This is a genomic window from Psychromonas antarctica (genome assembly GCF_022267535.1).
Lineage (GTDB): Bacteria > Pseudomonadota > Gammaproteobacteria > Enterobacterales > Psychromonadaceae > Psychromonas > Psychromonas antarctica.
Genome location: NZ_JAHNZV010000035.1, coordinates 1 through 26,974 on the forward strand (window position 1 = coordinate 1; position 26,974 = coordinate 26,974).

Annotated in this window: 30 protein-coding genes; 18 read left to right on the plus strand and 12 right to left on the minus strand. The window is 39.5% G+C overall.

Annotated features, from left to right (window positions below; translation table 11 throughout):
- The first annotated feature begins 138 nt into the window (after positions 1–138).
- The 3 genes from KSO91_RS09415 to KSO91_RS09425 all read left to right on the plus strand — a co-directional run bounded on the left by KSO91_RS09415 (position 139) and on the right by KSO91_RS09425 (position 1,912).
- Positions 139–372, plus strand: coding sequence for a hypothetical protein (locus KSO91_RS09415; RefSeq protein ID WP_238742705.1), 234 nt, complete (start codon positions 139–141; stop codon positions 370–372).
- Between the two features lie 2 nt (positions 373–374).
- On the plus strand, positions 375–860 hold the full coding sequence (coaD, locus tag KSO91_RS09420) for a pantetheine-phosphate adenylyltransferase (RefSeq protein ID WP_238742706.1): 486 nt from the start codon (positions 375–377) through the stop codon (positions 858–860).
- A gap of 65 nt (positions 861–925) precedes the next feature.
- The gene (locus KSO91_RS09425) at positions 926–1,912 is read left to right on the plus strand and encodes a pentapeptide repeat-containing protein (protein WP_238742707.1); all 987 of its coding nucleotides are present in this window, start codon (positions 926–928) and stop codon (positions 1,910–1,912) included.
- A 240-nt stretch (positions 1,913–2,152) separates the two neighbouring features.
- Here KSO91_RS09425 and KSO91_RS09430 read toward each other — a convergent pair whose 3' ends face one another.
- Positions 2,153–2,548 (minus strand): GlcG/HbpS family heme-binding protein, encoded by a 396-nt coding sequence (locus KSO91_RS09430; protein WP_238742708.1) that lies wholly within the window; start codon positions 2,546–2,548, stop codon positions 2,153–2,155.
- A gap of 42 nt (positions 2,549–2,590) precedes the next feature.
- The gene (locus KSO91_RS09435) at positions 2,591–3,571 is read right to left on the minus strand and encodes an aldo/keto reductase (RefSeq protein WP_238742709.1); all 981 of its coding nucleotides are present in this window, start codon (positions 3,569–3,571) and stop codon (positions 2,591–2,593) included.
- A gap of 182 nt (positions 3,572–3,753) precedes the next feature.
- Between KSO91_RS09435 and KSO91_RS09440 the strand changes: the two genes are divergently transcribed.
- A complete protein-coding gene (locus KSO91_RS09440) occupies positions 3,754–4,641 on the plus strand; it encodes a LysR family transcriptional regulator (RefSeq protein WP_238742710.1) in 888 nt (295 codons plus the stop codon).
- A 260-nt stretch (positions 4,642–4,901) separates the two neighbouring features.
- Here the strand turns inward: KSO91_RS09440 and KSO91_RS09445 are convergent, their stop codons facing one another.
- The gene (locus tag KSO91_RS09445; protein ID WP_238742711.1) at positions 4,902–5,093 is read right to left on the minus strand and encodes a hypothetical protein; all 192 of its coding nucleotides are present in this window, start codon (positions 5,091–5,093) and stop codon (positions 4,902–4,904) included.
- A 350-nt stretch (positions 5,094–5,443) separates the two neighbouring features.
- Between KSO91_RS09445 and ggt the strand changes: the two genes are divergently transcribed.
- Positions 5,444–7,189, plus strand: a complete 1,746-nt coding sequence (gene ggt, locus KSO91_RS09450; RefSeq protein ID WP_238742712.1) for a gamma-glutamyltransferase — start codon at positions 5,444–5,446, stop codon at positions 7,187–7,189.
- 218 nt (positions 7,190–7,407) lie between these two features.
- On the opposite strand, the gene mutM is transcribed toward ggt, so the two are convergent.
- On the minus strand, positions 7,408–8,220 hold the full coding sequence (gene mutM / locus KSO91_RS09455; RefSeq protein ID WP_238742713.1) for a bifunctional DNA-formamidopyrimidine glycosylase/DNA-(apurinic or apyrimidinic site) lyase: 813 nt from the start codon (positions 8,218–8,220) through the stop codon (positions 7,408–7,410).
- A 231-nt stretch (positions 8,221–8,451) separates the two neighbouring features.
- Here mutM and KSO91_RS09460 point away from each other — a divergent pair, with 231 nt between their 5' ends.
- Positions 8,452–8,961: a hypothetical protein gene (locus KSO91_RS09460; RefSeq protein ID WP_238742714.1), complete on the plus strand. Its 510-nt coding sequence runs from the start codon at positions 8,452–8,454 to the stop codon at positions 8,959–8,961.
- Positions 8,962–8,997: 36 nt separating this feature from the next.
- Here the strand turns inward: KSO91_RS09460 and KSO91_RS09465 are convergent, their stop codons facing one another.
- The 4 genes from KSO91_RS09465 to radC all read right to left on the minus strand — a co-directional run bounded on the left by KSO91_RS09465 (position 8,998) and on the right by radC (position 10,728).
- Positions 8,998–9,447, minus strand: coding sequence for a hypothetical protein (locus KSO91_RS09465; protein ID WP_238742715.1), 450 nt, complete (start codon positions 9,445–9,447; stop codon positions 8,998–9,000).
- Between the two features lie 64 nt (positions 9,448–9,511).
- On the minus strand, positions 9,512–9,667 hold the full coding sequence (rpmG, locus tag KSO91_RS09470; RefSeq protein WP_011768487.1) for a 50S ribosomal protein L33: 156 nt from the start codon (positions 9,665–9,667) through the stop codon (positions 9,512–9,514).
- A gap of 11 nt (positions 9,668–9,678) precedes the next feature.
- Complete coding sequence (gene rpmB / locus KSO91_RS09475) at positions 9,679–9,915, minus strand: 50S ribosomal protein L28 (protein WP_238742716.1); 237 nt, start codon at positions 9,913–9,915, stop codon at positions 9,679–9,681.
- A gap of 135 nt (positions 9,916–10,050) precedes the next feature.
- Positions 10,051–10,728 carry a RadC family protein gene (radC, locus tag KSO91_RS09480; protein WP_238742717.1) on the minus strand — a complete coding sequence of 226 codons (678 nt, stop codon included), beginning with the start codon at positions 10,726–10,728 and terminating at the stop codon, positions 10,051–10,053.
- A 138-nt stretch (positions 10,729–10,866) separates the two neighbouring features.
- On the opposite strand from radC, the gene coaBC reads away from it, so the two are divergent.
- The 5 genes from coaBC to KSO91_RS09505 all read left to right on the plus strand — a co-directional run bounded on the left by coaBC (position 10,867) and on the right by KSO91_RS09505 (position 16,105).
- A complete protein-coding gene (coaBC, locus tag KSO91_RS09485) occupies positions 10,867–12,120 on the plus strand; it encodes a bifunctional phosphopantothenoylcysteine decarboxylase/phosphopantothenate--cysteine ligase CoaBC (RefSeq protein WP_238742732.1) in 1,254 nt (417 codons plus the stop codon).
- Entirely contained in the window at positions 12,117–12,572 is a 456-nt protein-coding gene (gene dut, locus KSO91_RS09490) for a dUTP diphosphatase (protein WP_238742718.1), read from the plus strand. Before coaBC ends, dut begins: the two co-directional genes overlap by 4 nt.
- 23 nt (positions 12,573–12,595) lie before the next feature.
- Positions 12,596–13,198, plus strand: coding sequence for a nucleoid occlusion factor SlmA (gene slmA, locus KSO91_RS09495; RefSeq protein ID WP_238742719.1), 603 nt, complete (start codon positions 12,596–12,598; stop codon positions 13,196–13,198).
- Between the two features lie 19 nt (positions 13,199–13,217).
- Positions 13,218–14,123, plus strand: a complete 906-nt coding sequence (mscS, locus tag KSO91_RS09500) for a small-conductance mechanosensitive channel MscS (protein WP_275113956.1) — start codon at positions 13,218–13,220, stop codon at positions 14,121–14,123.
- 590 nt (positions 14,124–14,713) lie between these two features.
- Positions 14,714–16,105 carry a GGDEF domain-containing protein gene (locus KSO91_RS09505; RefSeq protein WP_238742720.1) on the plus strand — a complete coding sequence of 464 codons (1,392 nt, stop codon included), beginning with the start codon at positions 14,714–14,716 and terminating at the stop codon, positions 16,103–16,105.
- Between the two features lie 104 nt (positions 16,106–16,209).
- Here KSO91_RS09505 and metJ read toward each other — a convergent pair whose 3' ends face one another.
- Entirely contained in the window at positions 16,210–16,488 is a 279-nt protein-coding gene (gene metJ, locus KSO91_RS09510) for a met regulon transcriptional regulator MetJ (RefSeq protein ID WP_238742721.1), read from the minus strand.
- Positions 16,489–16,713: 225 nt separating this feature from the next.
- On the opposite strand from metJ, the gene metF reads away from it, so the two are divergent.
- Complete coding sequence (metF, locus tag KSO91_RS09515; RefSeq protein ID WP_238742722.1) at positions 16,714–17,628, plus strand: methylenetetrahydrofolate reductase; 915 nt, start codon at positions 16,714–16,716, stop codon at positions 17,626–17,628.
- 195 nt (positions 17,629–17,823) lie between these two features.
- Here the strand turns inward: metF and KSO91_RS09520 are convergent, their stop codons facing one another.
- Entirely contained in the window at positions 17,824–20,313 is a 2,490-nt protein-coding gene (locus KSO91_RS09520) for a class I adenylate cyclase (protein ID WP_238742723.1), read from the minus strand.
- 167 nt (positions 20,314–20,480) lie between these two features.
- The gene (ygfZ, locus tag KSO91_RS09525; protein WP_238742724.1) at positions 20,481–21,455 is read right to left on the minus strand and encodes a tRNA-modifying protein YgfZ; all 975 of its coding nucleotides are present in this window, start codon (positions 21,453–21,455) and stop codon (positions 20,481–20,483) included.
- A gap of 146 nt (positions 21,456–21,601) precedes the next feature.
- Between ygfZ and KSO91_RS09530 the strand changes: the two genes are divergently transcribed.
- Entirely contained in the window at positions 21,602–21,853 is a 252-nt protein-coding gene (locus tag KSO91_RS09530; protein ID WP_238742725.1) for an FAD assembly factor SdhE, read from the plus strand.
- Complete coding sequence (locus tag KSO91_RS09535; protein ID WP_238742726.1) at positions 21,825–22,283, plus strand: protein YgfX; 459 nt, start codon at positions 21,825–21,827, stop codon at positions 22,281–22,283. The genes KSO91_RS09530 and KSO91_RS09535 overlap by 29 nt, the downstream gene beginning before the upstream one ends.
- A 10-nt stretch (positions 22,284–22,293) precedes the next feature.
- Here the strand turns inward: KSO91_RS09535 and nadB are convergent, their stop codons facing one another.
- A complete protein-coding gene (gene nadB, locus KSO91_RS09540) occupies positions 22,294–23,919 on the minus strand; it encodes an L-aspartate oxidase (protein ID WP_238742727.1) in 1,626 nt (541 codons plus the stop codon).
- A 194-nt stretch (positions 23,920–24,113) separates the two neighbouring features.
- On the opposite strand from nadB, the gene rpoE reads away from it, so the two are divergent.
- From rpoE to KSO91_RS09560, 4 genes are read left to right on the plus strand one after another with little or no spacing between them, the layout of a single operon-like run.
- Complete coding sequence (rpoE, locus tag KSO91_RS09545) at positions 24,114–24,692, plus strand: RNA polymerase sigma factor RpoE (RefSeq protein ID WP_238742728.1); 579 nt, start codon at positions 24,114–24,116, stop codon at positions 24,690–24,692.
- 12 nt (positions 24,693–24,704) lie between these two features.
- A complete protein-coding gene (locus tag KSO91_RS09550; protein ID WP_238742729.1) occupies positions 24,705–25,262 on the plus strand; it encodes a sigma-E factor negative regulatory protein in 558 nt (185 codons plus the stop codon).
- Between the two features lie 37 nt (positions 25,263–25,299).
- Entirely contained in the window at positions 25,300–26,316 is a 1,017-nt protein-coding gene (locus KSO91_RS09555; RefSeq protein ID WP_238742730.1) for a MucB/RseB C-terminal domain-containing protein, read from the plus strand.
- On the plus strand, positions 26,316–26,765 hold the full coding sequence (locus KSO91_RS09560) for a SoxR reducing system RseC family protein (protein ID WP_238742731.1): 450 nt from the start codon (positions 26,316–26,318) through the stop codon (positions 26,763–26,765). Before KSO91_RS09555 ends, KSO91_RS09560 begins: the two co-directional genes overlap by 1 nt.
- Positions 26,766–26,974: the final 209 nt, after the last annotated feature.

Below are 26,974 nucleotides of genomic sequence, written 5' to 3' on the forward strand. Positions count from 1 at the left end.
GTTTTGTTTTAAAAGGTGTTTTTATTGAATACAAAAAATAATCATTTTTGCATTACGCTCTAATCTATTGTTTTTATTTCCACACTATTTAATCAATAAGCGCTAGAATACATACACTTAAATTTTTTGAGGTTGTTTATGTTTAAACTCTTTTTTGTCTATCCACTGGTTGCTTTTATACTATTTTGGATAGCTAGTGACGTTAAGGTTGGTGCATCGGTCTATTCCTTTAATGATAATTATCTGTCAATTGAATTTCCGAAAAAACAGTTTCGCTCAGATGAAAATCCAGAACCTTGGTACAGCTTTTACTGGAATGGGGAATCTGCGCGTGACGAATTAAAAGCGATTAATGACGCGGTGGTTAAATAAAGATGAATACGGTTGTTTTTCCTGGTTCTTTTGATCCTGTTACCAACGGTCATATTGATCTCTTAATAAGAGCCAGTCGGCTCGCTGAGCGAGTGATCGTCGCGGTTGCGGTTAATACCAGCAAGCGAACACTTTTTAGCTTAGAGGAGCGCTGCGCTCTGCTCGAAGAGGTGACTGCAGAAATACCCGGTATTGAAGTTATTCCTTTTTCCGGTTTGTTGGCTGACTTTGCTAGCGAATATAAAGCGCAAGCTTTAATAAGAGGAATACGCGGGGCGACCGATGCCGATTATGAGATGCAGCTTGCGCAGGTCAATCGCAGTTTAAACCCGCGATTAGAAACCCTTCTTTTGCCAGCCAGTGCCGGCACTGGCTTTATCTCTTCAACCATTGTTAAAGAAGTATTCAAACACCAAGGGGATATCAATGCGTTTGCGCCCTTATGTGTTGCTCAGGCGCTATTTAGAAAGCAAGCAGCTAACAGTTAAATATATATGCAGATACGGCACCCCTTCCTATACTCTGTAAATTGATTATAGAAATCGGGGGTGTTATGTCTGACCATCAAGCTCAAACCTGTCGTTACCTCAATCATCTTGGTGAGCGTTGCCACGCCCCCTCTTTAGAATCTGAATTTTGTTACTGGCATGACTGCACAGTGGATAAATCAGATCCAGATACGGCAGAAAAACTAGAAGCCTATGCCCGTCGTGGAGGTATGATGCACGGCATCTTTCTACAGCATGCCAATTTAGAAAATCTAAATTTGGTTAACCACGGCAGCAGTAAAGGGTTTGATTTAACTGGGGCTGATCTGTATAGGGCAAATTTAAGGGGGGCGCATCTCTTTAATATCGTTTTAATTCGTGCAAGTTTAATGAAGACGGATCTTTCTCATGCCAATCTTCATTGCGCACATCTTGAAGAGTGTAATTTGTTGGGGGTTAAGTTGCATGGCGCTAAAATTGAGCACATAAAAACAGGAAAAACAATCCTCCAAGAAAGCGCCGCAAAAAATTCACAAGCACAAGAAGAATATAAAGAAGCTTCTGATTATTATGAACAAGCGGAAGAAATTTACCGTAATTTACGGAAAACTTCTGAAAGCCAAGGCCTCTTTACCTTGGCTGGGCCCTACTTACGAAAAGAGTTAACCATGCGTCGTTATCAGGATCCCCTCTATTCCGCTAATCGGCTCTATTCTAAAATTGTTGATCTTTTTTGTGGTTATGGTGAAGACCCTTTACGCGTAGTGTTGTTCTCCTGGGTTATTATTTTGGCCAGTAGTTTTTTTTATTACCTATTTGGTTTACGTTTTGCGGGTGAATATCAGGCTTTTTCGCTACAAAGCAGTTTAGAAGATAACGTTATTTTCTTTTTTGAATGTCTCTATTACAGCGTTGTCACTTTTACTACCTTGGGTTATGGCGATTTTATACCGGTAGGTTTTTCGCGGCTGGTGGCTGCGCTGGAGGCTTTTACGGGTAGTTTTACACTGGCGTTGTTTGTGGTGGTATTTGTCAAGAAAATGACCCGTTGATTCTTTTTCTTAAGTGGCTTGCGCTTTCATTGTGGATCTTTTTTGTGCTTATGGCGAAGGTTCTTTAGGCGAGGCTCTATGCTGACGTATAACTCTTTGTGCGCTATACAGAGCCTATCGCGCTCATAAAATAAATGACTTCGGGCATCCAGCCCTCTGCCATTCTAGCCTTTGTCGTAAACGCCAGCTTGCAACTTTGTTATTGCATTTTTGTTTTGCTAAAGTATTTGTTTTTTTATCTTATTGAACAAGTATTTCTAAAGCTTTAGCTGCTAAAGCTTGATCTTCTTGTTCATTTAACCCACTAACACCAATCGCACCAACCAATTGATCGGCAATATAGATTGGCAGCCCCCCCATAATCCCAGTAAATTTAGGATCGCTCCAGTAGCCCATATCTTTTCCTGTTTCCTTTGCCCAAGCTCCTAAATCACCACTGGGTTGTCGATCTCTTGCTGATGTGTAAGCTTTGTTTTTAGCCAAGACCGCCGCTTGCAAACTACAGTTATCCATACGAGAAAAACAGATCAATTCGCCATGGGAATCACAAATAGCGACCGCAATTTGCGCAGTTTGTCTTTCGGCAATTTGTAATGCTTGTGCGATCAGTTTTTGGCTTTTTTGTAAAGTTAACATTATCTATCCTTTTATATTTTAAATTGGTGCGTACTGATCGGTCTATGGTAGCTCTTGACCTCGTGATGTCTCATAAAGTGAGTACCATTCATTGCGTGATAAATTAATATTTACTGCTTGGCCGCAAGCGCTAATCCGGTCTAAGTTAGTCGTTCCTATCACTGGCTGAACGCCCATTGGATGGCGCATTAACCAAGCTAAGACGATTGCTTCAGGTGCGACTTGGTAGTTATGTGCAAGTTGTGATACTAATGCTGCAGTTGCTTTAACTGAATCTGGCTGATCTTGAGTATTACGTCCGGAAAATAGCCCCTGTGCCAAACTACCCCAAGCTTGAATTTGCACATTATTAGCCTGGCAATATTCCAATGTACCGGCGGTAAAATTGATATCACGTCCATCTGGGTTGCCCGCCATAATACCACTCTCGATCCAATCTAGTTTTGCTAAGCTAATCTCAATTTGATTTGCAACTAAAGGAGCATCAAGTGCCGACTGCAGATAGGCTATTTGCTGATATTGCATATTTGAAACACCAAAATGACGGACTTTACCGCTGCGTTTTAACGCAAGTAGCGTATCTGCCACCTCATCTAGCTCCATTAAAGGATCGGGACGGTGAAGCATTAACACATCGAGGTAGTCAGTGTTTAAGCGCGATAAAATATTATCAACGGATAAATTTATCCATTCCTTTGAAAAGTCATAACGTTTAGGTCCCTGCGAGTCAGCAAAGCGAATCGCACATTTTGACTGTAGATATATACTTTCGCGTAACTCAGGGCGCTCTGCTAATACTTGGCCGAACGCTTTTTCTGCCTTACCGAGAGTGTAAATATCTGCATGGTCGAACAAATTAATGCCAGCAGAAAGAGCGCTATCAATGACTTGGTGTGCTTGTTTGATATTTTCGGTGCTTATTGGATTTTGATCCCATCCGCCACCTAATCCCATACAGCCATATGCAATTGCTCCAACATCTGCAAGATAGCTATTTAACGACTTAACATTTTTTTTATTCATTTTTAAATCCCTTATTCTGTGCACAAGACGGCGATTAATGCAGACTATTGTAATCCGTAAAAATAAAAGGATAAGCCCCCCAAAAACGAAATCATTATTCGCTATAAAAAATAATCTTGGGTATATTTTTATATAGAGGGTAATAATGGGCTGGTATTTGTGTGGATATTAAGGGTAACGTAATGCAACAGCATAAAAAAATTGAATGTTTGATGTTATTTGTCGAAATTGCTCAGCAGTTAAGTTTTAGCAAAGCCGCTGAAAACCTGTCTATTTCTAATGGTTATTTATCTGATCAGATAAAAAAATTGGAAAAAGAGTTTAAATGCCCTCTATTGGTGAGAACAACGCGCAGCGTTCGCTTAACACCACAGGGGAAAAAAGTACTGGCTCAGGGGCAAGAGATCAAAGCGGCCATGCTCAACTTAGAGCGTAATATTTATGATGAGCATAGCGCCCTGCAGGGCGTCATAAAAATAACTGCGCCTAAAATGTTTACCGAATGTATTTTGTTAAATATTTGCTATGAATTCCAGCAAACCCATCCCGCTATCACCTTTGAAATTGATTCTAGTTATACCAACCATGATTTAATTAAGGATGACTTTGACTTGGCTTTTCGTGCAACGCTTCATCCTCCAGAGAATATGGTCGCAAAAGAGTTATTCTCCTATCAGCATTGTTTGTGTGCCGCGCCGGAGTATTTTACTGAGCATGGCAAGCCAGAAACAGTGATGGAACTTGCTGATCATCAGTGTTTAAGCGCTTTAGAACAACCATTTTGGCCTTTAAAATCAGGTGATATTGCGATTGCTGGTTGGTTATCAATTAATGAAAATCATTTGCTTAAACAGATGGCGGTTGCTGGGAAGGGGATTATTAGAATTGCAGATTATTATGTCATGAAGGAGTTACAACAGGGTAAGTTAACGCGAGTATTAACGGATCAATACATCCAAGGACAAAGCATTTATATATTATATCCGCAATTGATTTATCCCTCCGCCAAAATAAGTGCATTTACGGCTTTTGTTCAAGACAAGATAAATCGTTTCAAAAAAATAATTTGATTTATTTGAATAATAATATGACAGTTATTTAAACTGCCATATTATTATGTAACCTCAGTTCTGGATAATGGAAGCGAAATTAGATTAAATATCAACAAGTTAAAAAACATATTATACAGTGCTGTTAGTTTTGCGTAGTTCAAGGCGAATCATCGCAGCAATAACTGGTTATTGGCAGATGATTTAACGCAGAAATACGCGTAAATAACGGTACTGTATCGTTTAGCTTATCCAGACTTGAGGTTATGTAGGCACACGAATCACACTGAAACGTTGATATGCTTGCCTTTATTTCCATCACTTACGGCGACAGGCGCTATTGAATCTAATAGCTGGGTAGCTTGTTGCTCAGCTTGGGTATTGGCTGTTTTCAACAAACTTACGTTGACTTTTTCTAGGGTGCTTATTTTAGCCTGATCGCTCAACACGCCACCGACAATACTCATATCCATAATTCACCTCAATTAACCGTTAATACATTTAATTAGTTATTGAACCCGTAAATAAGATTTTAATTTACTTCTATAAGCCTAAGCTTAAAAGATCCAAATGCAAAGTAGCGATTGCAGTTGCGATAATTAAGTCCTAAAACAGTATTATTATATCGGCAGTTACAGCATTTACTTTAGATCTATAATTGGCTAATCGATAATGACAAATCGAAACGTAGTTTCGCGGTTAGAAATAGTCTAGTTTATTAATCGTAGTAAAAGTGATGCGAGTGCTTAAATTGGCATCTATGTTGTTATATTAGGCTCTGAAAATAACTAACTAACTAATTCATATTTCAAATGGGGTTATTATGTATAAAAGTTCATTGCTGTTTATCAGTGTTACGCTTCTCTCATTAAATGTGTTTGCTAGCGCTCAAGTCACGGACTCGATTGCACCAGAAACCACGACATCATATAAACCAAAGCAAAGTATCGTTGGCAATGACTACATGGTTGTAGCCGCGAATCCGGAGGCCGTTCAAGCGGGTTATGAAGTATTAAAAAATGGCGGTAACGCAGCTGATGCTTTAGTTGCTGTGCAAACAGTTTTGGGGCTGGTGGAGCCTCAGTCATCAGGACTGGGTGGCGGCGCATTTTTGCTTTATTACGATGCAAAGAATAAAAAAGTGACCACTTTTGATGGCCGTGAAACGGCGCCTTTAGCAGTTAAACCTGAGTTGTTTCAAGATAAAAACGGCAAGCCACTTAAATTTTATGACGCGGTAGTAGGTGGGCGATCTGTTGGTACACCAGGTACGGTAAAATTACTGGCGACAATGCATCATAAGTATGGCTCTAAGGCGTGGGCCGAACTCTTTGAACCAGCTCAAAAGCTTGCTTTAAAAGGCTTTAGCGTATCACCAAGACTTGCTTCTGCCATTGCCAATGATAAACAACGCTTAGCGAGATATCCACAAACAAAAGCCTACTTCTTTACCGATAAAGGTGAACCTTTAACTGCGGGGAGCGTACTAAAAAACAAGCCCTATGCGCAATCCCTAGCGGCCATTGCGAAGGATGGTGAAGCCGCTTTCTATCAAGGAAAACTAGCGCAAGATATAGTTAAAAAAGTTAACGGTATTACAGATAATCCAGGTGTGTTAGCGATGCAAGACTTTGCTACATACAAAATAATTGAACGTAGCGCAATTTGTGCACCTTATCATCAATATAAGGTTTGCGGTATGGGGCCTCCAAGTTCAGGGGCGTTGACTATTGGGCAAATATTAGGTATTGCTGAGTATTTTGATTTAAAAAAAATGGGCGCAGATAGTCCTGAGGCTTGGCAGATTATTGGTGATGCTTCAAGACTCGCTTTCGCCGATCGTGGTCGCTATATGGCCGATGCAGATTTTGTCCCCATGCCCGAAGGCTTGTTAGATCCGAGTTATCTGGCTGAGCGCGGCAAACTGATTCAGCCTGGAAAAGCACTAGCAGCAGTGTCATCTGGTAATCCGCGGTGGGATGGTGCTATCGCCCTAGCTGATGATCAGTCACTGGAACTTCCGAGTACAACGCATATTGTGATTGCAGATAAAGAGGGCAATATTATTTCAATGACCAGTACCGTTGAAAATGGTTTTGGCTCAAGAGTGATGAGTAATGGTTTTTTACTTAATAATGAACTGACTGATTTTTCGTTTGCATCACATGAGAACGGCTATCCCATTGCAAACCGTGTCGAGCCAGGAAAACGTCCGCGCTCTTCTATGTCGCCAACTATTGTGATGCACGATGGTCAACCGTATATGGCTATCGGCTCTCCAGGTGGATCGCGAATTATTGGTTACGTTGCATCAACACTGATTGCGCATTTAGATTGGGGAATGGATATCCAACAAGCCATAGACTTGCCACATATGATCAATCGCTTTGGCACCTATGATCTCGAAGAAGGTACTGATGCGATAAAGTTTAAAGCACCACTCGAAGCGATGGGGTACAAGGTCAATATTGCAGACATGAACTCTGGTATTCACGCGATATTGTTTACCGAGGGGAAGTTAATTGGTGGGGCAGATCCTCGCAGAGAAGGCATTGCTCTAGGGGATTAAATCAGTTTTTTTCTGATAATTTAATCTGACAGCTAGCGCCAATAGTCGGTATTGTCAGATTGATAAATAGAGCTGTTATTTATCTTTTTAATTATCTAAATTCATTTGGTTACGTATCGTTATTGTTGGGTGTCATCAATTTTACTTTTTTACGTCATAAAAAGGGCGTGGGCTTTTAGTCCACATAGAGGAAAAGGTTTTGATGTCCCTAACTAATATTAGCGTTGACACTTAGGGCAATAAACACTGTTTCTTGCGGCAAGTTTAAGTGCTTTTAAAGCTGTTTGGCAGTGAGGACACTTTTGCCCTGTTTTGCCGTACACCTGTAATGTTTGTTGAAAGTAACCGGGTTTACCATCTCCGCCGACAAAATCCTTTAAAGTTGTGCCGCCTTGTTGGATAGCCTGTTGTAAAATTAATTTTATCGCATTCACTAATAACTGATAGCGTTTTAGAGAGATATTACCCGCTGCGCGAGTTGGTTTAATGCCAGCCATAAACAGCGCTTCTGTCGCATAAATATTCCCCACCCCCGTCACGACCTTCTGATCCATTATAAATTGCTTAACGGGGCGCTTACGGTTGTCTGCGCTCAAATATAAGTAACTAGCAGTAAAGTCATCAGCAAGTGGCTCGGGACCTAACTGGTTGAGCAGGGTTGAAGATTCAGGGGAGAGGCCTAACCATAAAATGGCGCCGAAGCGGCGCGGATCCGTAAAGCGTAATAAACAATCAGAAAAAACAATATCAACATGATCGTGTTTATTGGCTGGCGTTTTTAGGGCACAGATGCGCAAACTGCCTGACATGCCAAGATGGATCAATAGCGTGCCCGTTGTAAAATTGAATAGTAAATATTTAGCCCGTCTATCGATGGATAGTAATAATTTATTTTCAATATAGGAAAGTAAATTCTGCGGTATTTTCCAGCGCAGTTGGGTGTGGCGGAGGACAACATCGATGGCTTGCTTATTAATAATGTGAGGGCTGATGCCTCGGCGACTGGTTTCAACTTCGGGTAATTCAGGCATAAGCAACCTCTGCTTGGCAAAATAAAATCAATATAATGCAGACATTTTCGTGTACTTCTGGATTAACTCTACTAGCAATCCCCTGAACTACATAAAATCACCAACAATGTAGGAAATAAAATTTTTAGCTTGATGGTATTAAACGGGATTTTGCTTTCATTATCCCGAGTTGAGGTTAGTACTCTCTTTTAGACTAATATTATTAGTGTACTTTTTTCTGGAGAAAAATCTATGTTAAGGCTTCCTACTTGGTCAATCGTAATGATTGGTCTGTTATTAAATATATCGGCTGCTTTGGTGACGCATTTTATTATTGACGGTAAAAATAGTCAGCTTAATCGTCTGTCTATGCAAATGAGCAATAATAAAAAAGGGATGGATCTATTGTGGTTGCAAATAGAGGGGGTTGAGCGGAAAAGAGAAATATTATACCTGTTGTTGAATCAAGGTGAATTAAATGAGTCGATAGCAAAGTCGTTCAGACGATTACTTGAGTCACATCTCCACGAGCCAATTCCCGTCTCTGTTTTGTTAAGTATTACAGCGATAGATATTAAAATTAATGATTATCAAGATAATATCCGCGAAGAAATAGACAATAAATTCTTTTTAAACTTGGAACTAACTGAGCGGCAGATGCTTTTAAATAAAGAGATATCCACTTTGCGTAACTGGTCTATCTTTTTACAGATGATCGGTCTTTCATTGATTTTGGCGCGTGATTTGAGCCGAAAAAGGTAATTAAGAGCAATCATTTATATATTTTCTTTGGTGTAACTAGCGGCCTAACAACAGTGGTAGTTGCTCTGCGCTTAAGAACAGGGAAATGGTTGAGTCCAGTTGCAGAGAGTAATTATCGCCCTGCTGAAATAACTGCACAATAGTTGGCTGCGCTTGATTAGCGCTGTAGATATAGATCAGATAAGGTGGCTGCTTAGTTGTGACTGTTGATTGTGTCTCTAATTTAAGTTGTTGCCAGTTTTGCACCAGTAATGCGAGTTGATTCTTTGACAAGCCCAAATCTGGTTCACTCTTCCAACTGCGACCGACGCGTTTTATTTCAAAGTCAGGCGTTTTAATTTCCACAATAATAAATTCATTGCTGATGACACTACGCTGCTCAATTTTCGCTGAAAGGGTTAATTTCTGGCTAAAGTGGAAAACAAAAATAATGGTTAAGATGCCAAAGATAAGTACATTATTCCAACCTTTACTTGAGAGGCGCATTTTACTTTCCTTTGGGCATAAAAAAACCCAGTATAAACTGGGTTTTTATCCGATGAAATCAAAATTACTTGATTTTACCTTCTTTGTACATAACATGCTTACGTACAACAGGATCAAATTTCTTGATCTCAAACTTTTCAGGCATCGTCTTTTTATTTTTATCAGTAGTATAAAAATGGCCAGTACCAGCACTTGAATTTAAACGAATTTTATCACGCATTTTAAAGCTCCTTAAACTTTTTCACCATTGGCACGAATGTCAGCTAACACTGAATCAATACCTTTTTTATCGATGATACGCATCCCTTTAGTAGTTAGGCGTAGTTTTACAAAACGGTTCTCACTCTCAACCCAGAAACGGTGTGTTTGCAGGTTAGGTAAAAAACGACGTCGTGTGCGGTTCTTTGCGTGTGATACATTGTTACCAACAGCTGGACGCTTGCCTGTAACTTGACATACTCTAGACATGTCGAAATTCTCCAAAATAATAGTTTTACTCGAGCAAAATAGTCGAACACCTTTTTTAGCCGTCGCCAAAGGCGTCGAGGGCGCATTTTATACATGATTGAGTATGAAAGATCAACAAAACTCTGAATTTATGTATTAAATCCATCCATTTTCGGCAAAAGAGGTACATTTTTCATGTCCAATAATGAAATGATCCAAAACGCGCACATCAATTAATTGCATCGTGGAGACGATTTTTTCGGTGATTTTTTTGTCTGAAATACTGGCTGTTGGATCCCCTGATGGATGGTTATGTACCAATATAATGGCAGCGGCATTAGCCGATAATACTTTTTGCGCAATGATTCGGGGATGTACCGTGGCACTGTCAATGGATCCAAAAAAAAACTCGTGAAAGCAAATAACGCGATGTTGTGTATCTAATAAGAGGGCGGCGAATACCTCATAGGGTAAATGATGCATTTTGGCGCTGAGAAAAGTTTTTGTTTGTGCCGCACTGGTCAATGCTTGACCTTTTCGTATCGGCTCTTGCAGATAGCGACAAGACATCTCTAGCACCGCTTGTAGTTGTGCGTATTTTGCCTGTCCTAAGCCTCTTTTTTCACAAAATTCAAATTCGGATGCGGCAAATAGCGTATGTAGAGAACCAAATTCCGTTAGTAATTGCCGTGCGAGAGTGACTACATCTAATCCTCTGCAGCCAGTACGTAAAAAGATAGCTAATAGCTCTGCATCGGAGAGGGCGCTTGCCCCTTGTGATAGTAGCTTTTCACGAGGTCTTTCTTGATCAGGCCAATCTTTTAATTTGGTCATAAATACACAATGCCTATTATATAAACAAGACATTAAATCTAGACGATTTTGTCACATATTGCGTAACTACTTTGTGTTATCCTGTTGCTCTTTTTTTATAAGATCTAAACCATTTGGATCTGTTGATTGAGTATTATTATGTCTGTTATTTATCCGTTAACAGGAAAAAAAATATTATTAGGTATTTCTGGCGGTATTGCGGCTTATAAATGTGCCGAGTTGACCCGTCGACTAAAAGATCAAGGAGCGGATGTGCGTATTGTAATGACATCTGCTGCAAAAGAATTTATTACTCCGTTAACCATGCAGGCGGTTTCTGGCCATGCAATTGCCGATGATCTGCTTGATCCGCGTGCTAAATCAGGAATGGGCCATATCGAACTTGCTAAATGGGCGGATCTGGTTTTACTTGCGCCGGCGACGGCTAACCTGATTGCGCGATTACGTGCAGGTTTAGCGGATGAGTTATTAACAACGCTCTGTTTGGCGACGCCTTCGCCAATTGCTGTTTCACCTGCAATGAACATGGAAATGTACCAAGCAGCTGCCACGCAGGAAAATATCAGTGTGTTGGCGCAGCGTGGAATGTTGATCTGGGGGCCGGGAAAGGGGCCTCAAGCTTGTGGTGACATTGGTCCTGGGCGCATGCTTGAAACGAGCGAACTGGTGTCTAACGTAGTTGATTTTTTTAATATTCAGCAGTCGCTGTTTGCCAATGTGAATATCACGATAACAGCTGGCCCGACACAAGAAGCGCTCGATCCCGTTCGTTATATAAGTAACTACAGCTCCGGTAAAATGGGCTTTGCTTTGGCTGAAGTGGCACAAAAAATGGGCGCTAATGTATCACTGATAAGTGGCCCCGTGCCCCTACAGACGCCGGCTCATGTTAATCGAATTAATGTCAAAAGTGCATTAGAGATGCATCAGGCTAGTTTAGCTAAATTAGCGTATTGCGATATTTTTATCGGCTGCGCTGCCGTAGCTGATTATCGCCCTGAAGCGGTTGCGCCGCAGAAAATGAAGAAGCAGCAAGGGATTGATAACTTTACACTTAAGCTGGTTAAAAACCCTGATATTATTGCGCATGTAGCAATGGATATAAATCGTCCTTTTTGTGTTGGCTTTGCAGCCGAAACTGAAGATGTTGCTGGTTATGCACGGGATAAATTAAAACGTAAAAACTTAGATCTTATTGCGGCCAATAATGTGGCCATAGTAGGGCAAGGTTTTAATAGCGAACAAAATGCACTCACTGTGTTTTCAGCCTCGGATATCTTTGATATATCCCTTGCCGATAAAAAGACAGTTGCTTACCAACTACTTGAAATAATTTATCAACAATATAATTTGTTAGATACTTGCCCACAAAATAATGGATCATCACAATGAAACAAATAGAACTTAAAATCCTTGACCCACGTATCGGTAAAGAGTTTCCACTACCAGAGCATGCAACCGCAGGATCGGCGGGCATGGATTTACGCGCCTGCATTGATAACGCTGTCGTTATTGAGCCTGGTGAGACTCAGCTTATTCCTACCGGCATTGCGATCCATATTGCGGATCCAACGCTTGCTGCGACCATTTTACCGCGTTCTGGACTCGGTCATAAGCATGGCATTGTATTGGGTAACTTAGTGGGGTTAATTGACTCTGATTATCAAGGACCGCTAATGGTGTCTTGTTGGAACCGCAGCAAGGTTCCTTTTACCTTAGAGCCGGGTGAGCGATTAGCACAGTTAGTGTTTCTACCTGTGGTTCAAGCAACATTTGAAATAGTTGATAGTTTTGATACTAGTGTACGTGGCGAAGGTGGTTTTGGACATTCGGGTAAGCATTAATTTAACAAAGGAAGTTGTTCATTATGGTTACTAAAACAGCCAAAAAGAAAGTAAACCGCAAGGATGATATTTTACGTGCTTTAGCTGTGATGCTTGAAGGAAAACCTGGGCAGCGTATCACGACCGCTAAACTCGCTGCTGAAGTGGGGGTTTCTGAAGCCGCGTTATATCGTCATTTCCCAAGTAAAGCGCGCATGTTTGAAGGGCTCATCGATTTCATCGAGTCTGCTATATTTACGCAGATTAATCTAATTAAAGAGCAGCAGAAGCAAACGTTAACGCGCATTGAGCATCTGCTCCATTTTCTACTAGGGTTTGCGGAGCAAAACCCGGGTATCACTCGTATTTTAACGGGGGATGCTTTATTAGGTGAAAACGAACGTTTGCAACTGCGTATCGAACATCTGTTTTTTAAGCTGGAATCGCAGGTGAAGCAGGTGCTTAGAGAAAAACCTCTGCTTGATGGTGGGAAGTTACTGATCGACGAAGCGATTGCCGCAAATATACTGCTTGCTTATGTTGAAGGGCGTATGAACCAATTTGTGCGCAGTCAGTTTAAGCAAAAACCAACCCAAAATTTCACAGTTCAATGGAATTTCTTTTACAACCAACTCGCACAAAGTTAATTATTAAGGAGATCTCGTGATGGCTGAAGCAAATATAATCTCTGTGGCAACTTCTACTTCTGGTGATGCGAAAGAGCTGATTGCTGAGCGTATTGATAGTGGTCTGGATGTTGTTGGCAGTAGCCTTGGATGGATGGCGAACAACCAAGCGTTGTTAATTGAGTACGGTGTGAATATCGTCGTGGGAATCGCAACGCTCGTTATTGGTTTGTTGCTGGCGCGCCTTATCTCGGGAGCGTTTCATAAAGTACTTACGAAACGAAAAATTGATAGTACCATCGTTGATTTCGTAGCCGCTATGACTCGTTACGTGATAATCGCTATTGTGGTGATCGCCGCATTAAGTCATATCGGCGTGCAAACAACCTCCTTCATCGCTTTAATTGGTGCAGCTGGTTTAGCGATTGGTCTATCGCTTCAGGGGGCGCTTTCAAATTTCGCTTCTGGAGTGTTGATTATTGTATTGCGCCCATTTAAGGCGGGTGAATATATAGATGCTGCAGGTGTATCGGGGAGTGTTGAGTCGGTGCAAATATTCGCAACTACTTTAACAACACCGGATAATAAATTCGTCGTGGTGCCAAACTCGGCTATTTTAAGCGGCAATATTGTCAACTATTCGCGTAAGCCAACTCGCCGTATTGATCTGATTATTGGTGTAAGTTACGATGCTGATTTAGCTAAAACGAAAGCGCTACTTGATCGTGTCGTGAACGCTAATAGCAATGTATTAACAAACCCAGAGCCTCAAGTTGCAGTTGCAGAGCTTGCGGATTCAAGTGTTAACTTCGTAGTACGTCCATGGGTTAAAAGTGAGCTGTATTGGACCGTGCGTTTTGAGCTAATGGAAGCGATTAAAAATGGTCTTGATGAAGAAGGGATTCAAATACCGTTTCCACAAATGGATATTCACCTGGATAAATAATTTAGTTTGATGTAAACGAACCCCTTAACTTATTAAATCAGTTAAGGGGTTTTTATTGTTATCTGCTTTCATCTTCTTTAAATCTCCCTGAAAACATCGTCATCTTATGCCTTTCGTGTTGGCAACTATTTTCAAGGGCAAATTTTAGTCGCCGTACAGCACCTGTATCACGAACCCAGCCTATGATATTCTCTTTAATTAAATACAATAATTTAACAAATGTTTGATTAACACGACATTTTCGCTTGTTTTTTGTTCGTTACTTCTGTGTTTCAGCTAATATAACGCCCTTTAATAAAGACGCATTATTTTTCATACCCCAATAAGTAAAGTGGATGGCATAAAAAATAGGGTTTATTAACAATTATTGCTGTATTTATTATTAGATAATCAATCTAAAAAGTTGTTAAATCAATAGGGCATAACCGATGAAGATCCGAGATAAGTTTAGTCTTTCCGCCGTCATATTTTCATTATTTACTTCTACAATTCTGTTTAACATTATCACTCATATTGATAAAATTGAAAAAGCTTATGCTGGGGTTACAGATAATCAGGAAATAATAAAAGATATTTACAAACGTAGGGCATTGATTAAAACATTATTAATGGTGAAATCAATTTCAGAACTTGAGCGGCGTAGAAAAAGTATTGATACAGAAAAAGCATTCATGGGGAATGATAAAGTTAACGTTGAGAAAATTTATCTAAGAATATTTGCGCTTGAACAGAATATATTAGAATCGCATTACAATAAATTACAAGCTATTGATGAATTTAATGCTCTCTATCAAGCGGAAAAAAAGCTCAGGTACAGCCTAAAAGATAAAATATATCATGGTGAAAATATCAGCGATATTAAGCTTTTTGCTGAATTAATTTATGACAGTAAAGAGTCAATGTTTCAATTTAGGGATTCGGATCATTTAAAGCAATGGATCGCCGCGGTAGAGACTCTTAGGGAGCAGGTGGACGATAAATCTTTAATTGGGCTGATTGGTCGCTATAAAGTTATCAGTCAAAAGATAAAAGATTTAATTCTCCAGATCAATGAGTCAGAGAGTATGTTAGATAGAAATATGCTGCAATATAATCATTATTTAGTAATCGCTGACAGGGAGATAAATCTATTTCAGTTTGAGCAACAAGCCCTCATAGATTCAGTCGTCGCTAATATTAACTTGGAGCTGTTTATCATGCTGATGATATTCACCTTGTCATTATATGCAATGATTTACTACCTAAGAAACGCCCTTATTAAACCGATTGAAAATTTAAGAGACAAAAGTAAATACATCTATGAGAGTAAGGTGTTAAGTGAAATTAAAGGGTTCGAATCAAAAGATGAAATTGGCGAGTTGGGTCAATACTTTAATTTAATGATCAAGCAATTAAGGGATTTATACTCTTGCTTGGAAGATAAGGTAAATAAAAAGACAGCTGATTTAAAGTGCATTAATTTAAGCTTGCGAGCAGAAATCGCACAACGAATAAAACTTGAAGAAAAGCTAGAAAAGCAAGCAATTACCGATGAACTAACTGGTTGCTTTAATCGAAGAGCTGCCTATCTGTTCTTAGATATTGAGTTAAAAAAAGCCAAAAGATATGCCTATAAACTAACTATCGTCTATATCGATTTGGATAATTTAAAAGAGATTAACGATACGCTAGGGCACGCAAAAGGTGACAAATATATTACCGACTTTGTCGACCTTACAATGCATCATTTAAGGGGGGAAGATTATTTCTGTCGTGTTGGTGGGGATGAATTTTTGCTTATCTTTAATAACCTTAATGAAAAAGAAACTAAGGAGGTAATAGAGAGTCGAATCGCCCCTCAACTTAGAAGTGAAATTAACCTTCAGTTTAGCTACGGCTTAACTGAAGTGACTTCTTTACCTACTTCCTCTATTGATCAGTTGATAAGTGATGCGGATGAAAAAATGTATCAAGACAAGAGGCGAAAGAAAAGTGTAGCTTAAATAGCGGCAATTGTCTTCGGATCAACTTGCATAGAATGATTTATAGGATTCGGATTTTAACGCGCATGTCCGTTGCAGTCGATTGTTGCTTCTTCTGCAATTTATTACTCTTCATCTTCTAATATGTCTACTTGGATTTGGTTTTTATATAGATCTTCATCTTTAGGTAGAGGTTGTCCTGTGTAGGCATGTAAAAAAGCCTCGCATAGCAGTTCGCTATTTGTTGCATGGCGCAGGTTCTTCACTTGGCGGCGAGTGCGCTCATCAGTCAGTATTTTCAATACTTTAGTGGGAATTGAAACTGTTACTTTTTTGACTTGTTCGCTTTTTTTACCGTGCTCAGCATAAGGGCTGATGTACTCACCGTTCCATTTCTTAGACATGTTTATGACCCCATGATTTTTGAATGGTTATTTTAACGTGTGTTGTTTGTATTGGCAATCTACACATCAAGATGGCTAGAAGTCTAGTTTATAATGTTGAGGTAAATTCACTTTTTATGTTGTTAATTTCATCTTAAAAGAAAATAGTTGACAAATATTCATATTAATCTAAGTTACTTATTATGAAAGACGTTCAGACGTCTAAAAAATCAAGGGATATAGATTATGAACAGTGCAAGCCAAACAGCGAGTTATTTATCTTCACAATATTTAGCGAAGTTGAACCAAAATATTGCCGATATAAAACAGCAAGTGGGCGTTTCCTTTGAATTCTTTCCACCTGCAACTCCTAGTATGGAACAAACGTTATGGGATTCTATTGATCGTTTAAAAACATTAAAACCTAAGTTTGTTTCGGTAACTTATGGTGCAAATTCTGGGACGCGTGATCGTACACATCAAATCATTAAAGATATTAAAAGCAAAACTGGCATGATTGCTGCGCCACATCTAACTTGTATCGATGCCAACCAAGATGAATTACGGCAGATAGCCCGTGATTATTGGGATAATGATATTCGTAGTATTGTTGCATTACGTGGCGATATTCCACCCGCTGGGGCAAAGCCGCATATGTATGCGGCAGACCTAGTTCATTTGTTAAAAGAGGAGGGGGATTTTGATATTTCGGTTGCGGCTTACCCTGAAAAACATCCTGAAGCGAGCAGTGAGCAATTTGATTTAGCGGTGCTGAAAGATAAATTTTCTGCAGGAGCTAATCGCGCTATTACACAGTTCTTTTTTAACCCTGAAACCTTTCTGCGTTTTCGTGATAAGTGTGTCAAACAGGGTATTGAAGGGGATATAGTACCGGGGATTTTACCTGTTTCTAATTATAATACACTGGTCAAGTTTGCCGGCATGACTGATGTGAATGTACCCGACTGGATGCACAAACTTTATCAAGGCACTGAGGCTGACCCTATGACCCGTAATTTAATTGGTGCAACTATTGCTATGGATATGGTAAAAGTACTTAGCCAAGAGGGAGTAAAAGACTTTCACTTTTACACATTAAATCGCAGTGAGTTAAGTTATGCTATTTGTCACTCATTAGGGCTGCGCCCAACATCTAAATAACCCCTACTCGGGATAAGCAAATCGATACAGTGCAGTTACTGCTTCTGTGTTAACTCAGCTAAATAGCGCGTTATGCCATGCTGAGTCGCCTTGAATTACATAAAACTATCAACACGGTATGATGTGATTTTTAACCTTATGATCCTAAAAACAATTTCACTTTCACTATTCCGCGTTGAGGTTAAATAGGCTTATTTAGGCTCCGTTTTTCGTATTGCTTTTAAAGGAAGATAAGAGCAGTTCATTATTTGCAGTCGACTCTATTTCATAAAATTGTGGCAGGTTAAAATTAATCTGCTCATCTAAATGACTTGGTGCATTGTTATTGGATGCATAAAAGCGATTGACGTTTTGTACCAGGTCATCTTTACTACCCGCAAAACTATGGAAGGTTTCAACTTCATTATCGGCGTTGGCAATATAAACGTTAAAACCGCCCGGATAATTCTCAAAAAAGAATTGGATAAGCCCTTCGCTGATATGTGATTCAATCACCTCTGCAGTTTGTTCGAAGTGGGTGTTTTTTAAATTAATAGCGCTGTTGGAAAGCTTCTTCTTGGAGATATGGCTATAAATATCGACGGTACTTTCTAAATGCTGCAATGAAACACCTGCGCGTTCGAAATAGAAACCAAATTTTCGATCGCCTGTCCATAATGTCTGCACTGAACGCTGCGAAATTGAATCTAAACGCAGCTGTATATATTCATTGAGTTTTACACCAAAGGCTTGCTTAATTTGTTGTTTAAAGTGGCGGCTGTAACAGAATATATCTATCTGCTCAGGTGGGCGTGCATCTTGGTGCATCTTACCTAAAATAGTGGTCAGGGCCTCAACTATTGCGTAATCGTTATTAAAATTAAGCGTCCGCACTTCATTCCATGAGTTTCGGTAAATAAGGTCGATACTGCCGATTAAGCATTCGCTATGGTCACCATAGGAGAAAACATCCCCTTCCTGATTGACTTCGCTTTCTTGGGTACTTTGCCAATGTCGAGTTGGATCTTTCTCTACATTTAAAAATATAGTGAGGTGTTTTATTTCACAAGGTTGGCTAAGTGCTTGGTTGCTCGCTTTTGGAACATACACCGGAAAGACAGAGTACAAATCTTCTATAAATAGGTTTAACTTTTGATCAACGAGATCTGACCCTTGATTATAGAGATGTAATTTAGTGTCTTCCTGATACAAACCATTCATATGGCACCAAGCAATCAATTTAGCGATATAATTGGCATACATTAACGTGGGAGTGTTGATCAGGTCGTAGTTATTAAGGGAACTGTTATATAGATACCACCCTGCTTTATTTGTTCTATTTTCAGGTACTTGAATAAAGCTCAAATCTGGCTCAGAGAGGTCGGGTGATATATTCGGATTGATAAGGTCAACTTTACCGGGCAATGTTTCATGGGCTGCATATAGTTTACGGGATAAAATGCCGATATCTTCTGCGCTGATCGATTCTGAGATGTTGTTATCACGCGCAAAACTAAGTAATTTTCGGTAGCTGCTCATTAATGTTTCTAATAAAACATCTTTCGCCTTGGTGACATCGTTCACTTTCCAGTTTTTACGGTTATCTAAATCTTCAATCTGGTAATTATCCCACTGCCATTGGGTCATAAATTTATTTAAAACGCTGCGTCGCCAAGCCCTACTTTTATCTGTTGAATTCTTGGAAATATTTTCTTCTGTCTTAAGGTAAAAACAAGCGCGCACGACCTCAAGTCGTTTGCTGTCATTAATACTGGTTAAATATGCACTTACTTTTTTAAGCATTAAGCAGTAAGGGTCAAGGTTCTCATGGCAAAGATCTTTTTCCTGAAAGTTTTTTTTGTAAGCGACAGCAATTAACTCGGTATTTGGATATTCCCAAGAATAAGCCTCCATGAGAATTGTTTTTAATACTGCTTTGTATGGCGTATCAATGCCTTTGTAGAGTTGCCAAAGTGTCGCCCCAAAATATTCCTCTGCGGGTATACGGTGGAATCCACCAAGATCTAACCAATCCTCAGCTTCTAGAATACCTTGATCGGAAAGGTCTTTTACATATTGATCGTAATTGGATTCGTGCTGAAGGGGAATTTGTAACCATAATATTCTTTTGCCCGCGACACGCAACGCAGTGCGGTAGAACTCGTCGAGTAATAGCATATGTTGTGATGATCCACATGCATCTTTAGTCATGCTGGCGTGATTATCAACACGAAACTTATTATCCGGAATCAAAAAGAAATTAAGTTCAACATCTAAACTTTCTGCCCATTGGCTGACTAACCAGGTTTTTTCATCTAATAATTTGACTCGTTTTTGGTCAAGCTGGTGTGGATAACAGATCCAAACATCAAAATCGCTTTCCGAACTTTGTGCTATAGAAGAGGTACTGCCCATAGTATAAAGGCCGATTAAATCAGGAATCCGACCATCTTTTTCGGGGCAATCAACGTGTAAGAAAGTGCTCATCAGCTGTAAGTGAGTTGCTGTTACTTCATATTGAGCAATGCCAGTGGGCACATCTGCGTCAATATAACCTGGCAGTGCTGGATGATTAAAGTGAAATAAAAGGGGAAATGTTTGAAATACGTTAAGTTCATTTTCACCCATCAAGGCTTGCGCTGATCGGATCCGTAATTGATTAAACTGATCAGCTTTAGCACGTAATTTTTTAATTTCTGAATTCAATCGCAAACCTGCTATCAGTTAGATAAAATTAACAAATGTGTACATTAAAAAGTGTGAGTAGTCTAACATTTTTTCGACAGGCAGGGAAATAGTCCCTAATTTAAATCTGGATTTATAATTGCTTATATAATCAACCCGATCCACATAACGAGTTGATTTAATTTAGGTTAGTCTTCAGTTATAGAGTAAGGCAGTGGGGCATAATAAAGCGTTGAACCTTCAATCTCTTGTATTTGATAAACAGCATCGCTGCCGCTCTCTTTTGGTAAAACAGCTAATACTTCAATATGCTTATCACCGTATTGACATCCTGATACGACGGTGCCCACGCGTTTCCAATTATTGTTTAATAATACCTGCACATTATCACCCACTTTAGGCGCTTCGCTGGCGCGACCGGTAAGAATAAACAGTGCACGCTTATTAGCTCCTCTATACTTTGCTCTGGCGATTGTTTCTTGCCCGATATAACAGCCTTTTGTAAAGCTAATGCCATCGAGCGCTTGTAAATTGAGCATCTGTGGGACAAATAAAGCCGATGTATCTTTTACAATAAAAGCGATGCCCGCTGCAATATTCATGGCATTCCATAAGCTATCATCAAATACAGTGGCGCGGTCTTTTAAATCAGCAACTAATTCAGATGCTTGGTGATTCTTTAAAATAATTAAATAACGTAGTGATGGGTAAGGCTGTTTGATTATAATGCCATTTTCGAGTAAGTGGCTTTGTTCATGTACTGCCGCCGGATCAATATTATCGGCAATATACTCAGCCGACTTACAACCAGCTAACCCGATCGCTTGATACTCTGTTTCTCTGGTGATTTCTACTTTTGAGAAGGTACCGTATTTTTGTAATTCTGGCAGCTGTTTTTCTGTCACCGAGCTGGGTTGAGTCAATAGAATGCGATCTTCTAAGACAATGACTCTGAGAATGCTCCAAGCTTTACCTTGTGGGTTACATTGTGCTGCGAGTGTTTGTTGGCCGGGTTTTAAGCTTGTCAAATCACAAGTCAGTTGTCCTTGTAAAAAAGTGATGCGATCTTCTCCACTTACGCGAATTAAATCCCAGCTATCGAGAGGACATAAGACTAACTCTGGTAAGTGGCTAATATTTTTTAGTTGACTAAGTTTAAGCATTTGAGGCCTCATTTTAATACAGCGTTATGGCAAATTTATTCTTTTACAATGGTATAGCTCACAACCTATTTTGTCAGTAGTTGCTGTTAACAATTTGTTGTTGTTATGATGCTGGTGTACTTTATTTTAAATAGGATGTAAAACGAATGGCTGAAATGGTCAGTAAATCACGTTTATTATGGGCATGTCGTCGGGGGATGTTAGAGCTTGATGTATTATTTATGCCTTTTGTTAATGAGGCTTATGATGATTTGTCTGGTGCGGATAAAATAATTTTTCAGCGTTTATTAAGCTGTGAAGATCCGGATCTTTTTTCTTGGTTTATGGGGCACCAGGTTTGTATTGATCTGGAGCTGGCTAAGATGATAGATGTTATCCTCAAACGCGTTAAAGTATAACATTGCTGTTCATCCCTCTTTCTATGCGGGGGGAGTTGTTTTTCTACTGTATTTTTATCTGCTTTTACTCTCCCTGCTAATCCTAGGATTATCTGGATTAATGTTTTCTTTCTTTGTGTTTTTATCGGCAGTTGCATTGTATGGAGGCAAAAAAGCCTATGGGCAAGAATATGATTTGAGGTTAAGTGATTCGGGGTTAGTTGAGATTGTCTGTGAAGACAATGATGTGACTATTGCTGAGATCAGTCGCTCTTCTTTTTATAACCATTTTTGCTTATGTCTTCATTTGCAAAAAGTGCACACAGATATTTCTAATTTAATCGATAAAAAGAAAAAAGTAGAAAAATTTTTTGTTGTTATTTATCGAGATGCGGTCAGTGAAGCAGAATATCGCTTACTCGCCCGGTTGATCAATACCGGGCGATATTAAGTGCAAGCGTTTATTTCTGTGGGCATAAAATAGTGGGTTGTGAATTGTCCTTTTGCTCAGGGTAATCAATATTGTAGTGCAAGCCGCGACTCTCTTTTCGTGACATTGCACTTTTTATTATAATTTCAGCTACTTGCACAAGGTTTCTGAGCTCCAATAAGTTATTACTCACTTTAAAGTTACTGTAATACTCATCAATTTCTTGTTGCAACAGCTGTACCCTATGCAGTGCGCGCGCTAAGCGTTTATCAGTACGCACAATACCGACATAGTCCCACATAAATAGCCTTAGTTCATGCCAGTTATGTTGAATCACAACCTCTTCATCAGAGTTTCCAACTTGACTGTCATCCCAAACTGGAATAGTGGCAAATTTTCGTTCTTTGTAAAAAGGGATGTGGTTAATGATGTCTTTAGCACAAGCGTGCGCATAAACGATACACTCTAATAGTGAATTTGATGCTAATCGATTAGCACCATGTAGACCAGTGTAGGAGACTTCACCTATCGCATATAAACCATCAATATCGGTTTGCCCATGATGATCGATCATCACACCGCCACAGCTGTAATGAGCCGCTGGTACTATAGGTATGGGCTGCTTTGCCATATCAATACCGAGTATTAAACAACGCTGATAAATTGTCGGAAAATGTTTAACAATAAACTCTTTCGATTTGTGGCTGATATCAAGATACATACAATCAGCACCTAAGCGTTTCATTTCATAATCAATCGCACGTGCGACAATGTCGCGCGGGGCAAGTTCTGCTCTTTCATCAAAATCGAGCATAAAACGACTGCCATCTGGGCGCAGTAAATGTGCACCTTCGCCTCTTAGTGCCTCTGTTAATAAAAAGTTTTTAGCATCAATATGATACAAGCAGGTTGGATGAAATTGGTTGAATTCCATATTGGCGATTCTACAACCACTGCGCCATGCCAAAGCGATACCATCACCACTGGAAACATCGGGATTACTTGTATATTGATATACTTTACTGGCACCACCGGTTGCCAGAATGACAAAATGTGCTTTGATGGTTTCAACGCGTTCTGCTTGGCGGTTCCAAACATATGCCCCTAATATTCTATTGGCGGGGAGGTTTAGTTTACGACTGGTAATTAAATCAACCGCATTATACCCCTCCATTAAATTGATGTTTTTTTCTTTTTTCACTGCGCTGAGTAAGGTGTTTTCGATCTCTTTCCCGGTTGCGTCAGCTGCATGTAGGATACGGCGGTGGGAATGCCCACCTTCTCGAGTAAGATGAAATTGTGTATTGCCGTTGTCATCAATTTCCGTGTCAAAATCAACGCCAAGGTCAATTAACCATTGCATGCTTTCTTTGGCATGGCGGAGGGTAAAGCGTACCGCCTCTTCATCGCACAAACCCGCGCCAGCAACTAAGGTATCTTCAACATGAGAATCGACGCTGTCGGTATCAGAAAAAACAGCGGCAACGCCACCTTGAGCATAGAAAGTTGAGCCTTCAGACAGCTTTCCTTTGCTTAAAACGGTTACATTTGTATGAGGAGCAAGCTTTAGCGCAAGTGAAAGTCCGGCAGCACCAGCGCCAATAATGAGGACGTTAGAAGTCTGTTGATGTTCAGTTATTGATTTACTTTCTGTCATGGCTGTATATGCTCTGCAGTTAATGTATGTTTTTTGTGGGGCTTTTTATTATATACCCCATGTGGTTCGAGAATAAGTGCTGAATTTAGCCAAAAGTAATTTCTTTTGATTTCTTGGGAACTTTCTTTTTTATTCAAAGTCATAACTGTGAATGCCAATATAGGCCTCACCATTATTATAGGTAGAGAAGCTCAATGAATGAGCGAGATTTAGATTTTCAATTAATTCAGCGTATTCAAAATGGGGAGCAACAAGCTTTTACATTATTGGTAAAAAAATACCAGAATAGAGTCGCAAACATATTAACGCGTTATGTCCGTAATAATGGAGATATCGCAGATGTTGCGCAAGAGGTTTTTATAAAAGTATTTAATTCCTTACCCTCTTTTCGTGGTGATAGCGCTTTTTACACTTGGCTGTACCGTATAACTGTCAATACGGCTAAAAATTATTTGACTAGCCAAGGCCGTAGACCGCCAGCTTCTGATATCGATGCGATGGAAGCTGATAGTTATGACGGCAGTGACGCATTGAAAGAGTCCGATGATCCCGAAGGGATCTTACGTTCTCAAGAGATAAAAAACGTTATTTTAGATACCATTAAGCTGCTACCTGTTGAATTAAAATCAGCAATTACACTAAGGGAGCTTGAGGGAATGAGCTATGAAGAGATTGCAACCATTGAAGATTGCCCGATTGGTACCGTGCGCTCTCGTATTTACAGGGCTCGTGAAGCGATCGATAAACAATTAAAACCTTTATTAGAAGATTAGTTGGGAAAAATAATGAAAGATAATAACGAGCAACTATCAACCCTTATTGATAATGAAATAATTGACCATGAAGTTTGTGAAAGTCAGTTATTGGATGAACTAATAACAAATAAACGCCAACAAGCACAGTTTTCACGTTATCACTTGGTTGGTGATGTGATGCGCGGAGAAGTAGTCGATCAATTTATCAATATTGATATTAGCCAACAAGTTATGGCTAGGATTGAGAAGCAAGCCGAGTCTGCTCAAGTGGTAACACCTGATACTCCTGTGTATGCAATGAAAGAAAGTAATAATATAGTCTCTTTTGCTAAACGCTTTAGCCAATATGCCATTGCAGCATCTGTTGCAGGCATTGTGGTGCTCACCAGTATTGTCACTTCGCAACCAGGTATTGAAAATAATGAACCGGGCATTGAAGTGTTAAATACAGTTCCTTTTGGTGGTGCAGTCGCGCCTGTTAGCTTGCAAGCCTCGCATATGCAATCGAAACAAGCGATTAAAGAGCATAACGAAAGACTTGACGCATTATTAAAAGACCATCAGCTACAGTTACAAACACAACCATAGTGAGTGGTTATCATTACTGTTGTTATAAGGCCCGTGAATGAAGTTAAAAATACTTTTTAGCACGTTAATCGCTATTGTTGTGGTTATGACGAGTGGTTCAACATTCGCTATTGAGACGGATGGAATGAATCAAGCTAGCGAAAGCTATATTGCAAAAAAAGAAACGTTAACGGCAATCGAATATTTGCAATTTATGCAAAAGTCCTACAAAGAACTAAATTATGAGCTGTTATATTTAAATAGCCTACAAAGCCAAGTCGAACCCAAGCAGCTAATCCATGGGGTTGTTGACGATCAAGAGATTGCATATTTTCGATTTCTAAATGGTGCTATGCGTGAGTCTTTACAATACTCGGGTAAAATCAGCTATTTTGAGCAAGGTACACAAGCCTACACTCTAGAATCAACACTCAATCGTAGTGTTTTTGCTAATATCGCCAATTTTGATTATGAAAAAGGCCAAGACAGTTACGAGTACATCATTTTAGGCAAAGGGCGAATTGCAGGTAAACAAGCCATTGCAATTCGCATGATCAGTAAAGATGAGTACCGTTATAGTTATATTGTCTGGTTAGATGTAGATAGTTACTTACCACTGCGTTTAGATACCTTAAATAAGTCCAACCTGATTTTAGATCAAGTGATGGTGGTCTCGTTACTTATCTCTGAAAAAGTGAGCCCCTGGTTAGATAAATTAAGTAAGCAGCAGTTACCCCAATTATTGAATCTTCCGCAAGCTTCACAAAAAGAAAAATCTGAATGGGCTATTAATTGGTTGCCGACCGGTTTTAACGTCGTCAGAAACGATCAGCATAAATTGGTGATGCATAACAATGAGCCTGTGTCATATATCATGTTAAATGATGGTATTGTAAGTGTCTCTATTTACATATCGGCTAAAAAAATAACATTGGATGAAAAACAAAAAGTAATTCAACGCGGTGCAACAGTCCTTTATACTTATCAGAAAGGGGATATTGAAATTAATATTATTGGAGATATCCCAGTTGTTACGGCAAAACGATTGATTGAATCAATTTCTAAGGTTAAGTAATGATTAAAGAAACTGGGAAGATAATTACAATCGAAGATCAAGGCACAGAAAAGGTCGCCGTTGTAGAATGTATTTCAAGATCTGCATGCTCATCTTGTCATAACGAGAGTAGTTGTGGTGTTGGGGCTGTCGCGAAAGCATTTTCAGATAAGTCGCATCAATTTAAAGTGCCATATAAAGAGGGCATGGAAGTGAATAATTTTATCGAATTGCAAATAAATAATAGTGACTTGATTAAAAGCGCAACATTAGCTTATCTCGTACCACTTTTATTCTTCATTGGTGGTGCGTTAATTACTAAGCAATTTTATTCTGTAAATGAAAGCATGCTCATATTAATTGCAATCAGTTTTGCTGCCATTGGTTTTGTTGTGACACGCATTCTCAGTAGTAAACTCTTCCCTAAAAAACACATCAATGAAATTATCAGCAGTGAATTAAAACAATAACGGTTGATAATCGCGCGGTTTGCTTACTAATGCTACACTTAGGCATCAAGTTGATATAATTGCCAATAAAACACTTGCCAATGTGATCGATATCCCTATAATGCGACCCCACAGACACGGGCTGCAACGCCAATGACTGAGAATGAAAGAGGTTACTTTTAATGACGTTTAACGTTGATTAGAAAGATAAGTTAACCGTTGACATTGTT

What these genes read in the sequence shown, in the direction of transcription:
- KSO91_RS09415 (WP_238742705.1), top strand. Translation starts at nt 139, where the DNA reads ATGTTTAAACTCTTTTTTGTCTATCCACTGGTTGCTTTTATACTATTT.
- coaD (WP_238742706.1), top strand. Translation starts at nt 375, where the DNA reads ATGAATACGGTTGTTTTTCCTGGTTCTTTTGATCCTGTTACCAACGGT.
- KSO91_RS09425 (WP_238742707.1), top strand. Translation starts at nt 926, where the DNA reads ATGTCTGACCATCAAGCTCAAACCTGTCGTTACCTCAATCATCTTGGT.
- KSO91_RS09430 (WP_238742708.1), bottom strand. Translation starts at nt 2,548, where the DNA reads ATGTTAACTTTACAAAAAAGCCAAAAACTGATCGCACAAGCATTACAA.
- KSO91_RS09435 (WP_238742709.1), bottom strand. Translation starts at nt 3,571, where the DNA reads ATGAATAAAAAAAATGTTAAGTCGTTAAATAGCTATCTTGCAGATGTT.
- KSO91_RS09440 (WP_238742710.1), top strand. Translation starts at nt 3,754, where the DNA reads ATGCAACAGCATAAAAAAATTGAATGTTTGATGTTATTTGTCGAAATT.
- KSO91_RS09445 (WP_238742711.1), bottom strand. Translation starts at nt 5,093, where the DNA reads ATGGATATGAGTATTGTCGGTGGCGTGTTGAGCGATCAGGCTAAAATA.
- ggt (WP_238742712.1), top strand. Translation starts at nt 5,444, where the DNA reads ATGTATAAAAGTTCATTGCTGTTTATCAGTGTTACGCTTCTCTCATTA.
- mutM (WP_238742713.1), bottom strand. Translation starts at nt 8,220, where the DNA reads ATGCCTGAATTACCCGAAGTTGAAACCAGTCGCCGAGGCATCAGCCCT.
- KSO91_RS09460 (WP_238742714.1), top strand. Translation starts at nt 8,452, where the DNA reads ATGTTAAGGCTTCCTACTTGGTCAATCGTAATGATTGGTCTGTTATTA.
- KSO91_RS09465 (WP_238742715.1), bottom strand. Translation starts at nt 9,447, where the DNA reads ATGCGCCTCTCAAGTAAAGGTTGGAATAATGTACTTATCTTTGGCATC.
- rpmG (WP_011768487.1), bottom strand. Translation starts at nt 9,667, where the DNA reads ATGCGTGATAAAATTCGTTTAAATTCAAGTGCTGGTACTGGCCATTTT.
- rpmB (WP_238742716.1), bottom strand. Translation starts at nt 9,915, where the DNA reads ATGTCTAGAGTATGTCAAGTTACAGGCAAGCGTCCAGCTGTTGGTAAC.
- radC (WP_238742717.1), bottom strand. Translation starts at nt 10,728, where the DNA reads ATGACCAAATTAAAAGATTGGCCTGATCAAGAAAGACCTCGTGAAAAG.
- coaBC (WP_238742732.1), top strand. Translation starts at nt 10,867, where the DNA reads ATGTCTGTTATTTATCCGTTAACAGGAAAAAAAATATTATTAGGTATT.
- dut (WP_238742718.1), top strand. Translation starts at nt 12,117, where the DNA reads ATGAAACAAATAGAACTTAAAATCCTTGACCCACGTATCGGTAAAGAG.
- slmA (WP_238742719.1), top strand. Translation starts at nt 12,596, where the DNA reads ATGGTTACTAAAACAGCCAAAAAGAAAGTAAACCGCAAGGATGATATT.
- mscS (WP_275113956.1), top strand. Translation starts at nt 13,218, where the DNA reads ATGGCTGAAGCAAATATAATCTCTGTGGCAACTTCTACTTCTGGTGAT.
- metJ (WP_238742721.1), bottom strand. Translation starts at nt 16,488, where the DNA reads ATGTCTAAGAAATGGAACGGTGAGTACATCAGCCCTTATGCTGAGCAC.
- metF (WP_238742722.1), top strand. Translation starts at nt 16,714, where the DNA reads ATGAACAGTGCAAGCCAAACAGCGAGTTATTTATCTTCACAATATTTA.
- ygfZ (WP_238742724.1), bottom strand. Translation starts at nt 21,455, where the DNA reads ATGCTTAAACTTAGTCAACTAAAAAATATTAGCCACTTACCAGAGTTA.
- KSO91_RS09530 (WP_238742725.1), top strand. Translation starts at nt 21,602, where the DNA reads ATGGCTGAAATGGTCAGTAAATCACGTTTATTATGGGCATGTCGTCGG.
- KSO91_RS09535 (WP_238742726.1), top strand. Translation starts at nt 21,825, where the DNA reads ATGTTATCCTCAAACGCGTTAAAGTATAACATTGCTGTTCATCCCTCT.
- nadB (WP_238742727.1), bottom strand. Translation starts at nt 23,919, where the DNA reads ATGACAGAAAGTAAATCAATAACTGAACATCAACAGACTTCTAACGTC.
- rpoE (WP_238742728.1), top strand. Translation starts at nt 24,114, where the DNA reads ATGAATGAGCGAGATTTAGATTTTCAATTAATTCAGCGTATTCAAAAT.
- KSO91_RS09550 (WP_238742729.1), top strand. Translation starts at nt 24,705, where the DNA reads ATGAAAGATAATAACGAGCAACTATCAACCCTTATTGATAATGAAATA.
- KSO91_RS09555 (WP_238742730.1), top strand. Translation starts at nt 25,300, where the DNA reads ATGAAGTTAAAAATACTTTTTAGCACGTTAATCGCTATTGTTGTGGTT.
- KSO91_RS09560 (WP_238742731.1), top strand. Translation starts at nt 26,316, where the DNA reads ATGATTAAAGAAACTGGGAAGATAATTACAATCGAAGATCAAGGCACA.